Raw genomic sequence first — 13,045 nt, 5'->3', positions numbered from 1 at the left:
GTGCCGGTGCGGGTGCCGGTCCGGCGGGTGGTGCCGGTGCGGGTGCCGGTCCGGCGGGTGGTGCCGGTGCGGGTGCCGGTCCGGCGGGTGGTGCCGGTGCCGGTGCCGGGAGGCGCGGCTCGGCCCCGGCGGTCCGGCTCGCGTCCGACGGAGGTCGCCTCCGCACCGCGTCCGGATCGTTCGCCGTGGAGTCGCAGCGCGCACGGGTGGCCCTGCCCTCCCGGATCATGGTGGAGGGCAAGCACGATGCCGAACTCGTCGAGAAGGTCTGGGGAGCCGACCTCCGGGTCGAGGGCGTCGTCGTCGAGGAACTCTCCGGTGTCGACAACCTGGCCGACGTGCTCGAGGACTTCCGGCCCTCGCGCGACCGTCGCGTCGGGGTTCTCGTGGACCACCTCGTGCCGGGCTCGAAGGAGTCCCGATTCGCCGACGCCGTGATGCGTGGGAAGTGGGGCGCCCACGTCCTCGTCGTCGGGCACCCGTTCGTGGACGTCTGGCAGTCGGTGAAGCCCGCCCGCGTCGGACTGCAGGCGTGGCCGACGATCCCGCGCTCGATCGAGTGGAAGAAGGGCATCTGCCAGGCGCTGGGCTGGCCCGCCGCCGAGCAGGCCGACATCGCACGGGCGTGGCAGCGGATCCTCGGGCAGGTGCGCACGTTCGCGGATCTCGAGCCCCAGCTGCTCGGCCGGGTCGAGGAGCTCATCGACTTCGTGACCGAGCCGAAGGGCTGAGGACGCGGAAATCGCGGCGAACCCGGGCGTGGCGCATACCCTTGGAGCATGGACGGCATCGACGGACGCGTGCGCAGCGCCGTCGAGGTCTGGCTGCGCTGGCTGCCCCGCTGGCAGATCGGCACCGCGCGGCCCCGGACGCGCATCTGCCGCAAGTGCACCGGTTCACCGATCGCCACGGCCGCGGGCTTCGGCCCGGACGTGCCGCACGCCGTCCAGCACGCGTTGATCGGCCGCATCTCGACGATCATCGAGGACGCCGTCGACGACTACACCGCCAAGAACCTGCCCCTGTTGCAGCGGGAACTCGAACGGGCCGCGGCACGCAAGCGTCACGCCGGGTACCAGCCGACCGAGGGCCTGCAGCCGGAGTTCCAGGGCCTCGACGTCGACCCCGAGCCGTCACCGGGGGAGCCGTTCCTCTTCACGCTCGGCGAGCTGACGGGTACGGGCGCGCACGAGCAGGCGCCGCGCGAACCACTGTCGGACGAGGCGAAGTCGGCGCTCCGTCACGAGATCGCCCTCTCCGACGAGTGCGCCCGTTCCACGGGCACGGCGGTCTGCCTGGCGCTCATCGACCACCGACCACGGATCGCCGAGGCGGTCGAACGACTCGTCGAACCGCAGATCGAAGCCCTCGTGTCCGACATGTTCCGCGGGTTCGACGGACCAGAGGCCCCCCGCGCCGGGCTGTTCTGACGATCAGCGCTCGGCAGACACCGCCCCGCGCTGCCGCCGTCGGCGGACGACACCGATGACGAGTCGAGCGACCGCGCGCCACCCGAGCAGGAACACCCCGAGCACGATCGTCGCGACGATCACGAACGAGATCGGCAGGGGGGTGCCGTCCACGTCGCCCTGGCCCGTCGCCACGCGGATCGCCAACCCGACGAACACCGTGAGGACCCACACGACGACACCCGTGGGCCAGGAGCGCAGCGGGCGAGCCCACGCTCCGCTCGTCACGTACCCGATCGCCCACCCGGCGAGGAACGGGTAGGCGGTCGTCCACAGCGCGAGTGCGGTGTTCGCTTCACCGTGCGAGGAGCGCCCGATCAGGGCGAACAGGACGATGAGCACGACGTCGATCACGGCTGCGAGCCAGCCCCAGGTGCGTTCGGTCACACGCCCATCCTCGCAGGCGCCGCCGACGACCCTCGGCCGTCGGGCACCGCCGGCTCTCGGGTGACTCTGTGCGTGCGTTCAGTCAGCGGTCGTCGGCGCTCCCTAGGGTGGCAGTCCACGGCATCGCCCCACGGCGGGCCGCACTGCTCCGCCGCCGGCGGGGCACACCCGAAGGAGCATCGACCATGGGATTCCTCGACCGCCTGCTCGGACGTCCGGAACGTGACCGGAACGGCGCCGCACCGCAGAACCAGTGGGGGCAGCCGCAGCAGCCGCAGCAGCAGGGGTACCGCTACGGCCAGCAGTCCTACCACCAGCCCGCGCCGACGGGCGGCGACCAGTACGGCACGCCGCAGTGGGGCGGCGGCAGCCCGGCCGGTGCTCAGCAGGCGTCGACCGACGACGAGCGTGCGGTCGAGCGCTACCGCTACCTGCTCCGCACGGCCCCGCCGGAGCGCATCGAGGAGGTCCACACCGAGGCCTTCGCGAAGTTGACGGACGAACAGCGCCGGATGGTCTACGACGAGTTCACCCGGTCCGCGCCCGCCGGCGAGGCTCCCCGCGGCGACGACCCGCGGTCCCTGGCGCAGGCGGCGACGCGGTCGGAGATCCGGCAGCCCGGGTTCATGGAGCGCTCGCTCGGCGGGGTCGGCAACGGTCGCGGCGGGGTGTTCGGCGGCGCCGGGCAGCGTTCCGGCCCCTCGTTCGGCAGCATGATCGGCGCCTCGATCCTCGGGACGGTCGCGGGCTACGTGATCGGCTCGGCCATCATGAGCGCCTTCTTGCCCGACCCCGGGTCGTTCGACGGCGGTACCGACGCTGCGGGTGACGGTGGTCAGGAGGACACTGGTGCCGACTCCGGTGACGGAGGCGCGTCCGATGCCAGCGCGTCCGACGGCGGCGGGTTCGAGAGTGCGGGCTGGGGCGACGGCGGATCCGACTTCGGCGGTGGCTTCGGCGACTTCGGTGGTGACTTCGACGTGTAGAGCGTCCCGGTCGGCGCCGACCATCTGATATGTTCCATGCTCGACGAAGGAGCGACATGGCCATCATCGAAGCCTCCGGGCTGACCAAGACGTACCGGTCGAAGTCCGGCCCCGTGCACGCGCTGGCCGGACTCGACCTGGCGGTACCGCAGGGCACCGTGAAGGCGCTGCTCGGGCCGAACGGCGCCGGCAAGACCACCACGGTGAAGGTGCTGACCACCCTGATCACCCCGGACAGCGGCACGGCGACGATCGACGGCATCGACGTCGTCGCCGACCCGCAGGCCACTCGTCGTGCCATCGGCGTCTCCGGTCAGTACGCCGCGGTGGACGAGAACCTGACCGGCTTCGAGAACCTCGAGATGATCGGACGGCTCTACCACCTCGGCCGTCGGACGGCGCGAGAACGGGCTCGCGAGCTCATCGACGTCTTCGACCTGGCCGAGGCCGGCGACCGCCCCGTGAAGGGCTTCTCCGGCGGCATGCGGCGGCGGATCGACCTCGCCGGCGCGCTCGTGATGAACCCGCGTGTGCTGTTCCTCGACGAGCCGACGACCGGCCTCGACCCACGCAGCCGACTCGCGCTCTGGGGCATCATCGAGGGGCTCGTGGCCGAGGGAACCACGGTCCTCCTCACCACGCAGTACCTCGAGGAAGCCGACCAGCTGGCCGACGACATCGCGGTGATCGACGGTGGGACCGTCATCGCCGAGGGCACCTCCGACCAGCTCAAGGCACAGGTCGGCGGGCACCGGGTGGTCGTCACACTGGTCGACGAAGCCGACGCCGACGCCGCCACCACCGTCCTCCGGCGCTACGGCGTGGGCGACGTCGAAGCGTCCGGCGACGGCCGGACCCACGCGGTCGCGGTCGATGCCGGACCCTCCGCGCTCCAGCGGGTGCTCGCGGACCTCGGCGATGCCGGCATCCAGCTGCACGACGCCGGCATGCGCCGCCCCACCCTCGACGACGTGTTCCTCCGACTCACCGGCCACGCGGCGACGGACGACGATGCCGTCGACCCGGCCGCCACCAAGCAGAAGGAGGCGGCCCGATGACCGCGACCACGCCCTCCGCTGCACTCGGCCGGCAGCTGCCCGTCGTCGTCACCTCGCCCGTGGCGGTCTGGTTCGAGGACGGCTGGACGGTCACGAAGCGGAACGTGACCAAGATCAAGCGGTCGCCGGACATGCTCGTGTTCGCGGTGCTGCAACCCATCATGTTCGTCCTGCTGTTCAGCCAGGTGTACGGCGGCGCCATCCAGGTGCAGGGGACCGACTACACGCAGTTCCTGATGGCGGGGATCTTCGCCCAGACGGTCGTGTTCGGTGCGACGTTCTCGGGCTCGGCGATGGCGCAGGACCTGAAAGAAGGGCTGATCGACCGGTTCCGCACGCTGCCGATGTCGGCGTCCGCCGTGCTCGTCGGCCGCACGAACTCCGACCTCGTGCTGAACGGGATCTCGATGGCGATCATGATGCTCACCGGGCTCGCGGTCGGGTGGCGGGTGAACTCCTCACCGCTCGAGTTCCTCGCCGGCATCGCGCTGCTGCTGCTCTTCAGTTACGCGTTCAGCTGGGTGATGGCGCTGCTCGGGATGAGCGTGAAGACGCCCGAGGTGATCAACAACGCCTCGTTCATGATCCTGTTCCCGCTGACGTTCATCTCGAACGCCTTCGTCCCGAGCGACACGCTGCCGCTCGTCCTGCGGGTCTTCGCGGAGTGGAACCCGGTGTCGTCGCTGGTGCAGGCCGCCCGTGAACTGTTCGGGAACGTCGGCTCGGCTCCCGTGCCGGACATCTGGACGATGCAGCACCCGGTCGTGACGGTGCTGATCGGGATCGCGGTGATGCTCGTGGTCTTCGTGCCGTGGTCGGTGAACAAGTACACGCGGATCAGCTCGAAGTAGGGACGCTCGATCCTCCACACCGCACCACCCAGCGGGTCGGTTCTCCACAGGGAGGTCGGGATACGCACCGAGGACACCCGGACGGCTTAGCATTTCCCCGTGACCGCGACAGACGCCGAGCGGGCCGCGGAACGCGACGCGACCGAGCCACCCCTCGACCGGAGCACCCGTGTGCGTCGCTGGATGCTGCACGGGGCCGACCAGGGCGCCTCGCACCAGGGGCCGCACCAGGTCGAGGTCGAGAAGACCCACTCGTGGTGGCGGGTCATGTGCCTCACGGGCGTCGACTACTTCTCGACGCTCGGGTACCAGCCCGCGATCGCCGCGCTCGCGGCCGGGCTCCTGTCGCCCATCGCGACGATCGTGCTCGTGCTCGTGACGCTGTTCGGTGCGCTGCCCGTGTACCGCCGGGTCGCGCAGGACAGCTTCCGGGGCGCCGGCTCGATCATGATGCTCGAGAAGCTCCTGCCCTGGTGGGCCGGCAAGCTCTTCGTGCTCGTGCTGCTCGGGTTCGCCGTGACGGACTTCATGATCACGATGACGCTGTCCGCGGCGGACGCGACGGCGCACATCGCCGAGAACCCCTTCACACCGCACTGGTTCACCGAGATCCCGGTGCCGCTCACGCTCGCGCTGCTGCTCCTGCTCGGGGTGGTGTTCCTCCGCGGCTTCAAGGAGGCGATCGGCATCGCGGTCGGTCTCGTCGCGGTGTACCTGGTCCTCAACGCGGTCGTCGTCGTGGTCTCCCTGTGGCACGTGTTCGAGCACCCGATGGTGGCGAGCGACTGGTGGAGCGGTCTCACGGCGCAACACAGCAACCCGCTCGTGATGATCGGCATCGCCCTCGTCGTCTTCCCGAAGCTCGCGCTCGGGCTGTCCGGCTTCGAGACCGGCGTCGCGGTCATGCCACAGGTACGCGGTGACGCGGCCGACGACACCAGCGCTCGACCCGAGGGTCGGATCCGCGGGACGAAGCGCCTGCTCACCGTCGCCGCGGTCATCATGAGCTCGTTCCTCATCACCTCGTCGATCGTGACGACGTTCCTCATCCCGCAGCACGAGTTCCAGCCCGGGGGCGGGGCGAACGGCCGGGCGCTGGCGTACCTGGCGCACGAGTACCTCGGCGGCGTCTTCGGCTCGGTGTACGACTTCTCGACGGTGGCGATCCTGTGGTTCGCCGGTGCGAGTGCGATGGCGGGCCTGCTGAACCTCGTGCCACGGTTCCTGCCCCGCTACGGCATGGCCCCGCAGTGGGCTCGGGCGACGCGTCCGCTCGTGATCATCTTCACGCTCATCGCCTTCGTGATCACGATCATCTTCCAGGCGAACGTCGACGCGCAGGGCGGCGCCTACGCCACGGGCGTGCTCGTCCTCATCACGAGCGCCGCGGTCGCGGTGACGCTGTCGGCCCGTCGCAAGCAGCAGAAGAAGCGCACCATCGGGTTCGGCATCATCGCCGTGGTCTTCGTGTACACGACCGTCGCGAACGTCATCGAGCGGCCGGACGGCGTCCGGATCGCGGCGATCTTCATCATCGCGATCGTCGTCGTGTCGCTCGTCTCCCGGGTCCGTCGGTCGTTCGAGCTCCGCGCGTCGTCGATCGAGTTGGACGCCACGGCACGGCAGTTCATCGAGGCCGACGCCGACCAGTTCAGCTCCGTCTGCATCATCGCGAACGAACCCGGTGCCGGCACCGCCGAGGCGTACCGGTCGAAGGGCCGCGAGGAACGCCGCGACTCCGGCATCCCCGCCCGCGTGCCGACGATGTTCCTCGAGGTGCTCCCCGCCGACTCCTCGGACTTCGAGGAGGACCTCGTCGTCGAGGGGCACGTCATCCACGGGCACCGCGTGCTCAAGGTGCGGTCGGGCAACGTGCCGAACACGATCGCGTCGACGCTCCTGGCCATCCGGGACATCGCCGGGGTCGTCCCGAGCATCTACTTCGAGTGGAACGAGGGCAGCCCGATCCGCAACGCCATCCGCTTCGTGTTCACCGGCGTCGGTGACGTCGCCCCCGTGACGCGCGAGGTGCTGCGCGAGGCGGAGCCGGACGTCAACCGTCGACCGAGCGTCCACGTGTCGTGACCGACGAGGCGGACGCCCGCCGCGCCTCCAGGCCCGTCGCCGGATCCGCGGCGGTCCTCGTCGCCGCGGCCGTGTGGGGGACCACCGGCACCGCGACGCACTTCGCGCCCGGGGTGCCCGCGTTCGTGTTCGGGGCCGTGACGTTCGGCCTCGGCGGGATCGTCCTCGCCCTCGGGACCGGACGCGGCGCCCTCCGCGCGGCCGCCGACCCGGCGACCCGCCGCTGGGTGCTGCTCGGCGCAGCCTCGCTGGTCGTCTACGCGGTCGCGTTCTACGCGGCCCTCGCCGACGCGGGCGTCGCGCTGGGCACGACGGTGGCCATCGGGTCGTCGCCCGTGTTCGCCGGACTGGTCGAGTGGATGGCGGACGGGAGGCGCGTCACGCGCCGGTGGATCGCCGCCACCCTGGTGAGCGTGGTCGGGATGGTCGTCGTGACGCTCGCGCGGTCCGCCGACGGACCGGCCGATGCCGGCGCGGGCGGATCGCTCGTGCTCGGGCTCGGGAGTGCGCTGCTCGCCGGTCTGACGTACGCGACGTACTCGTGGGCGGTCGCGCGGGGCATGCACGCGGTGACGGTTCCCGTCGCGCTGCCCGGCGGTGCGTCCGTCGCGGACCGGGTCTCGCTGCCGGAGCGCGGGCTCGTGGGTGCGGTGTTCGGGCTCGCGGCGCTCCCGCTCGTGGTGCTCGCAGTCGTGGGTGGGCAGGGAGCGCTCGGGGTCGCGGCGAACTGGCCGGTGTTCCTGTACCTCGCGCTCGTGCCGACGGTGCTCGGGCACTCGCTGTACGCCATCGGGCTGCGGTCCGTGAGCGCCTCGGCGGCGACGCTGCTCTCGCTGTTCGAGCCGGTGGTGGCCGCGGTGCTCGCGGTGCTGGTGGTGGGGGAGCACCTCAGCGTCGGCGGGTGGGTCGGCGTCGCGCTCGTCGTGGGCGGCTTGGCAGTGCTCGCGGTGCCGGGGAGGGCTGCCCGGTAGGCAGGTCGGGTGGCGGGCGCCGGGGCTGGTTGGCGGACGTTCGGACGTCGGGCGCCGCCCGTGCCGGTGTCTGGGGTGGAGTCGGGCGGTCCGGTGCCGGTGTCGGGTGCCGCGTGGCGCGGTGGTCCGGTGCGTGTGCGGGGCGGGACGGGTGCGGACGACCCCAGCCGCGCCTCCTGGGCGACAACGTCGATGTCGTGCGACGTCGACGATGTCGTACCGGATCGACGCCGCGCGCCCCGCTACTCGCCCAGGATCTGGTCCCGCACCTTCCGCCGGAGCACCTTGCCGATCATCGAGCGCGGCAGGTCCTCGACCACGACGACCCGGCGGGGCACCTTGTACGCCGCGAGGTGCTCGCGCGACCACGCCCGCAGGACATCGGCGTCGAACGTCGACGGGTCCTTCGGCACCACGGCCGCGACCACCTGCTCGTTGCCGGCCTGGGTGATCCCGACGACGGCGACCTCTCGGACGCTCGGGTGCTTGAGCAGGGCGTCCTCGACCTCGGTCGGGGAGACGTTGAACCCGCCGGTGATGATGAGTTCCTTGAGCCGGTCCACGATCCGGACGTACCCGTCGGCGTCGATCGCGACGATGTCGCCGGTGCGGAACCAGCCGTCCGGCGTGAAGACCTCGTCGGTGGCCTCGGCCTTGCCCCAGTAGCCGCTGAAGACCTGCGGGCCGCGCACCTGGAGTTCACCCGGCTCGTCGGTCCCGAGGACCTTCGTCGGGTCGTCCGGGTCGGCCACGCGCGCCTCGGTCGAGGACAGCGGCAGGCCGATCGACCCGAGGCGCCGCGCCGGGGACACCGGGTTCGCGAGCAGGACGGGGGAGCACTCGGACAGGCCGTAGCCCTCGACGAGGTAACCGCCGGTGCGGGCCTCCCACGGCTCGACGACGTCCTTCGAGAGCGCCATCGCCCCGGAGATGCCGATCTCGATCCCCTCGAGCGAGACCTTCGCGGAGTCCGCCGCGTGCTGCAGCCGCGCGTAGATCGGGGGCACGGCCGGCAGGAACGTCGGCGGGTGCTTCTTCATCGCGGCGAGCACGAGTGCCGGGTCGAACGTCGGGAACAGCACGAGCCGTGAGGCCATGCTCATCGCGAACGTCAGGCAGAGCGTCAGGCCGTAGGCGTGGAACATCGGCAGGACCGCGTAGACCACGCTGCCGTCGCCGGGCTGGATCTGGGGGACCCACGCCCGGGCCTGCGCGGCGTTCGCGATGAGGTTGCCGTGCGACAGCACCGCACCCTTCGGGACGCCCGTGGTGCCGGACGTGTACTGGATCAGGGCGACGTCGGAGGTCCCGGGGCGGGGGTGGCGCTTCGACAGCTTCCGGTTCGACACGAGGTCGTCCCACGGCGTCGTGCCGCGCACCTTGGTCGTGAGCTTCGCCCGGGACTCACGGGCCTTCGCGACCGGCAGGGACAGCGCGATCCGTGTCCCGCGTGGCATCGCACGCGTGAGGTCGACCGAGACGATCGCGTCGAGCTTCACGTCCGACGGGAAGTCCTGCAGCGTCGCCACGGACTTGTCCCACGCGATCGCCACCTTCGCGCCGTGGTCCTCGAACTGGTGGCGGAGCTCGCGCGGCGTGTACAGCGGGTTGTGCTCGACGACCACGGCCCCCAGACGCAGCACCGCGTAGAAGGCCACGATGTGCTGCGGGCAGTTCGGCAGCACGATCGCCACCCGGTCGCCGGCGCGCACCCCGAGCTTGCGCAGGCCGTTCGCCGCCCGCAGGATCTGCTCCTCGAGCTCGGCGTACGTCGTCGTGCGCCTGAAGAACTCGAGCGCGACCTTCTTCGGGAAGCGCCGGGCGGACCCCTCCACGATGTCGTACAGGGAGCCGGTCGGCTCGTCGATGTCGTGCGGGACCCCCGGGGCGTACGAGGCAAGCCAGGGACGAGGCGTGTCGATGCTCACGCCGACCAACCTAGCGGGCACCCGGAGCGCGTTGTCAGGGGCACGACGGACGATGGCGTCATGCCCTCCGTCGCCGACGCCTTCCGGTCCCGCCTCAACCACACGTTCACCGGCGGTGCGACCGAGCGCCCGGCCTGGATCGACGAGCTCGAACAGGGCACCGACGCCGGGTTCTTCGGGCCCGGCTCCGCGACCTGGTCGGTGCACGGCGGGAAGCAGACGATCCTCGCCGGGGTCCGCGCCCTCCTCGTCCAGGCGCTCCACCCCGGTGCCCTCGCCGGCGTCGCCGACCACTCCCGCTACCGCGAGGACCCGTTCGGCCGCCTCGCCGGCACCATCCGCTGGATCTACACGGTGTCGCACGGTGACACCACAGCCGCCCGGTCCGCGAGCGCCTGGGTCCGGAACCTCCACGAGCGCGTCCGTGGCGAGTACGTCGACGGTCACGGGGTCTCGAAGCCCTACGCCGCGAACGACCCGGACCTCGCCCGTCGGGTGCACCTCGCGTTCACCGACGCCTTCCTCCGGAGCGCGCAGCTGTGGGGTGAGCCGATCCCCGGCGGTCCCGACGCCTACGTCCGTGAGTGGGCGATCGCCGGCAGGCTCATGGGTGTCGAGGACGCACCCGAGTCCGACGCGGAGCTCCGCGAGCAGATGAACGGGTACCTCGACCGCGGGGAGCTCGTCGCCACCGCGCGGACGCTCGACGTCGTCCGGTTCATCAAGGACCCGCCGCTCGCGCGCCTGCTGCGCCCCGGGTACCGAGCGCTCTTCGACGGCGCGGTCGCGTCCCTCGATCCGCGGCACCGGTCGATGCTCGGGTTGCGGACGCCCTCGGTCGGGCCGGTCGAGTTCCGGGTCCGGCGGACGGCGGGCGTCGTGCTCGACGGCATCGGTGCCGTCCTCGGACACCAGCCGGGGACGGAGCGTGCGGCGCTCGTCCGGATCGCACGGCTGGACGGCGAGCGGCGGGCTCCGGACGCGACCGTCTGACGGACGGTCGGGACGGAGCCCGCTGGCACCGTCCCTCCCGTCTCGGCCGTCGTGCCGCTGGCGCGTCACGCCGGTACCGACGGGCGGGGCCCACCTCCCGACCCACCGGTGGGGGCGTCAGAAACCGGACGGCACCCGGGGTGTGTACGCGGACTCGAGACGGGAGACCTCGTCGTCCGTGAGGTCGATCGCCGTCGCGGCCACCGCGTCGTCGATGTGGTGCTCCTTCGTCGCGCCGACGATGGGGGCGGTGACCGCCGACTGCCGCATCACCCAGGCGAGGGCGACCTGCGCCATGCTCGCGTCGTGGGCCTCGGCGACCTGCTGCACCGCGTCGACGATCGCGCGGTTGGCGTCCTCGTCCTGGCGGTAGAGCGTCTTGCCGAACTCGTCGGTGTCCGCCCTGCTCCCGGAACCCTGCGCGTCCCACGGGCGGGTGAGCTTGCCGCGGGCGAGCGGGCTCCACGGGATCACCCCGACACCCGTGTGGGCGCAGTAGGGGTGCATCTCGCGCTCCTCCTCGCGTTCGAGGAGGTTGTACTGGTCCTGCATGCTGACGAACCGCGTCCAGCCGTTTCGTTCCGCGATGTGCTGCATCTCGGCGAACTGCCACGCCCACATGCTGCTCGCGCCGATGTAGCGCGCCTTGCCGGACTTGACGACGTCGTGGAGGGCTTCCATCGTCTCCTCGACCGGGGTGTGCGGGTCGAAACGGTGGATCTGGTACAGGTCGACGTAGTCCGTGCCGAGGCGGGTCAGCGAGGCGTCGATCTCGTGCATGATCGCCGCGCGGGAGAGTCCGGCGCCGTTCGCGCCGGGGCGCATGCGGTTGAAGACCTTGGTGAAGACCTGGACCTCCTCGCGAGGGGCGAGTTCCTTGAGGAGCGTGCCCGTGATCTCCTCGGAGCTGCCGGCGGAGTACACGTTGGCGGTGTCGAAGGTCGTGATGCCCTGCTCGTAGGCGCGGCGGACGAAGGGGCGGGCTTCGTCGATGCCGACGCTCCACTCGTGGGCGCCCTTGTCGGGGTCGCCGTAGGACATCATCCCGAGGATGACGGGGCTGATCTGGAGGCCTGAGGCGCCGAGGCGGACGGGGGATCCGGCGGTGGTCGTGGTCGGGCTGGGGCTGGGGCTGGGGCTCGGGTTTGTGCTCGTGGTGGCCGAGCGGGCGGTTTCGATGCCGGCGTTCGTCGAGCGGGCGGTTTCGGTGCCGGCGTTCGCCGAGCGGGCGGTTTCGGTGCCGGCGTTCGCCGGGCGGGCGGTTTCGGTCATGCCTCCACCCTTGCATCGCGCCCTGTGACCGCGAGGAGGCGAACCTGCAGCGGGGCGTCCTCGTCGACGTCGACCGGCGGCGCGTAGAGGCCGGTCGCGGCGAGGTCCTCGATCTGCGGCTCGAAGTGCTCCCACACGGCCTGCACGAGTTCGTCCGGCAAGGTCTCGTCGCTGCCCGTCGCCCGCGCGAGGTCCCACGTGTGGATCGTGATGTCGCTGGTCTGCTCGGTGAGGTACTGGCCCGCGGGGACGACGTCCGTCGCGAGGTGCACTGGCGTGTCAGCGGGCGTTCTCTGCCACGCCTCGATGGCCGCGCCAGCGAACTTCGCCCACTCGGCGGCGAGGTCGGGGCCGACCGCTTCGAGATCGGCTTCGGCCTGTGCGTAGTCGCACCCGGTCAGGAGCTTGGGGATCCACCGCTGCTCCTCGACGACGTGTCGCACGAGGTCTCGAGTGGTCCATTCGGAATCGGGGGTCGACGCGTCCCAGTCCGTGACGGCGGCGACGCGGCGGCCGAACTCGGCTGCCGCGAGTGCCTGCAGCGCGATCCAGTCGGTGGCCATGGTGGTGCTCCTGTTCGTGGGTCCTGCGGGTGCGGGGTGCTCCGTTTGGGGTGTATCCGACGACCTGCCCGGGAGTCGGGTTCCGTGTGTTCCCGTGCAACCCTCTGGCTCGGGTTCCGATTCCCCGCGGGGGCCGGCCCCGCGGGGGTCGGCCCCGCGGGGGTCGGCCCCGCGGGGGTCGGCCCGGTGCTGGTCGGCGGACCCTGCGGTCTCACGGTACTGCGCGCGGTCGCCGGGTGAGCGGCCGATCGGGCGGAACACGCGGGGGTGCCGCGTCGATCCGCGTCGAATCCGCCCGATCGACGCGGGTGGCGTCCCGGAGGTCGACATCGGCGTCCGCGGGGGAGCGCAGCGCCGCGGCCCGTGACGGAAACGATCGCGAGCGGGCTGAATCTTGCGGGTGTCCCCTCCGAAGGCCGCGTACTTCGCCCGCTCGCCGGCGCTCGCGCTCGCGGCGGACGCGCTCGCCGGCGCGCCCGCTC

The 13,045-nt window shown here is 71.6% G+C and carries 12 protein-coding genes; 8 read left to right on the top strand and 4 right to left on the bottom strand.

All coding sequences use genetic code 11. From position 1 onward, the window contains the following. On the top strand, nucleotides 1-731 hold a 731-nt coding region (locus Q7F20_RS14950), incomplete at its 5' end, for a DUF3097 family protein (protein ID WP_305740860.1). A gap of 48 nt (nucleotides 732-779) precedes the next feature. Further along, nucleotides 780-1,430 carry a spermidine/putrescine ABC transporter substrate-binding protein gene (locus Q7F20_RS14945; protein ID WP_070416650.1) on the top strand — a complete coding sequence of 217 codons (651 nt, stop codon included), beginning with the start codon at nucleotides 780-782 and terminating at the stop codon, nucleotides 1,428-1,430. Nucleotides 1,431-1,433: 3 nt separating this feature from the next. On the opposite strand, the gene Q7F20_RS14940 is transcribed toward Q7F20_RS14945, so the two are convergent. Next, the gene (locus Q7F20_RS14940) at nucleotides 1,434-1,856 is read right to left on the bottom strand and encodes a DUF3054 domain-containing protein (RefSeq protein ID WP_305740859.1); all 423 of its coding nucleotides are present in this window, start codon (nucleotides 1,854-1,856) and stop codon (nucleotides 1,434-1,436) included. 185 nt (nucleotides 1,857-2,041) lie between these two features. On the opposite strand from Q7F20_RS14940, the gene Q7F20_RS14935 reads away from it, so the two are divergent. From Q7F20_RS14935 to Q7F20_RS14915, 5 genes are all read left to right on the top strand, one after another. Further along, nucleotides 2,042-2,842, top strand: coding sequence for a hypothetical protein (locus Q7F20_RS14935; protein WP_305740858.1), 801 nt, complete (start codon nucleotides 2,042-2,044; stop codon nucleotides 2,840-2,842). A 56-nt stretch (nucleotides 2,843-2,898) separates the two neighbouring features. Then, entirely contained in the window at nucleotides 2,899-3,900 is a 1,002-nt protein-coding gene (locus Q7F20_RS14930; RefSeq protein WP_305740857.1) for an ATP-binding cassette domain-containing protein, read from the top strand. Further along, nucleotides 3,897-4,751 (top strand): ABC transporter permease, encoded by an 855-nt coding sequence (locus Q7F20_RS14925; protein ID WP_305740856.1) that lies wholly within the window; start codon nucleotides 3,897-3,899, stop codon nucleotides 4,749-4,751. The genes Q7F20_RS14930 and Q7F20_RS14925 overlap by 4 nt, the downstream gene beginning before the upstream one ends. Before the next feature lie 183 nt (nucleotides 4,752-4,934). Continuing rightward, a complete protein-coding gene (locus Q7F20_RS14920; protein WP_370871701.1) occupies nucleotides 4,935-6,836 on the top strand; it encodes an amino acid transporter in 1,902 nt (633 codons plus the stop codon). Continuing rightward, nucleotides 6,833-7,807 carry a DMT family transporter gene (locus Q7F20_RS14915; protein WP_305740855.1) on the top strand — a complete coding sequence of 325 codons (975 nt, stop codon included), beginning with the start codon at nucleotides 6,833-6,835 and terminating at the stop codon, nucleotides 7,805-7,807. Before Q7F20_RS14920 ends, Q7F20_RS14915 begins: the two co-directional genes overlap by 4 nt. 242 nt (nucleotides 7,808-8,049) lie before the next feature. Here the strand turns inward: Q7F20_RS14915 and Q7F20_RS14910 are convergent, their stop codons facing one another. Beyond that, on the bottom strand, nucleotides 8,050-9,735 hold the full coding sequence (locus Q7F20_RS14910) for a long-chain-fatty-acid--CoA ligase (RefSeq protein WP_305740854.1): 1,686 nt from the start codon (nucleotides 9,733-9,735) through the stop codon (nucleotides 8,050-8,052). A 60-nt stretch (nucleotides 9,736-9,795) separates the two neighbouring features. Here Q7F20_RS14910 and Q7F20_RS14905 point away from each other — a divergent pair, with 60 nt between their 5' ends. After that, entirely contained in the window at nucleotides 9,796-10,728 is a 933-nt protein-coding gene (locus tag Q7F20_RS14905; protein ID WP_305740853.1) for an oxygenase MpaB family protein, read from the top strand. Nucleotides 10,729-10,845: 117 nt separating this feature from the next. Here Q7F20_RS14905 and Q7F20_RS14900 read toward each other — a convergent pair whose 3' ends face one another. Together Q7F20_RS14900 and Q7F20_RS14895 are read right to left on the bottom strand one after the other, a co-directional pair. Continuing rightward, on the bottom strand, nucleotides 10,846-11,772 hold the full coding sequence (locus tag Q7F20_RS14900; RefSeq protein ID WP_305740861.1) for an aldo/keto reductase: 927 nt from the start codon (nucleotides 11,770-11,772) through the stop codon (nucleotides 10,846-10,848). 224 nt (nucleotides 11,773-11,996) lie between these two features. Continuing rightward, the gene (locus Q7F20_RS14895; RefSeq protein WP_305740852.1) at nucleotides 11,997-12,563 is read right to left on the bottom strand and encodes a TIGR03086 family metal-binding protein; all 567 of its coding nucleotides are present in this window, start codon (nucleotides 12,561-12,563) and stop codon (nucleotides 11,997-11,999) included. Nucleotides 12,564-13,045: the final 482 nt, after the last annotated feature.

Source organism: Curtobacterium sp. A7_M15 (genome assembly GCF_030705415.1).
In the GTDB taxonomy this organism is placed as follows: domain Bacteria; phylum Actinomycetota; class Actinomycetes; order Actinomycetales; family Microbacteriaceae; genus Curtobacterium.
The sequence above is the reverse complement of the archived record's forward strand: the minus strand, read 5'-3'. Positions and strand labels throughout refer to the sequence as shown.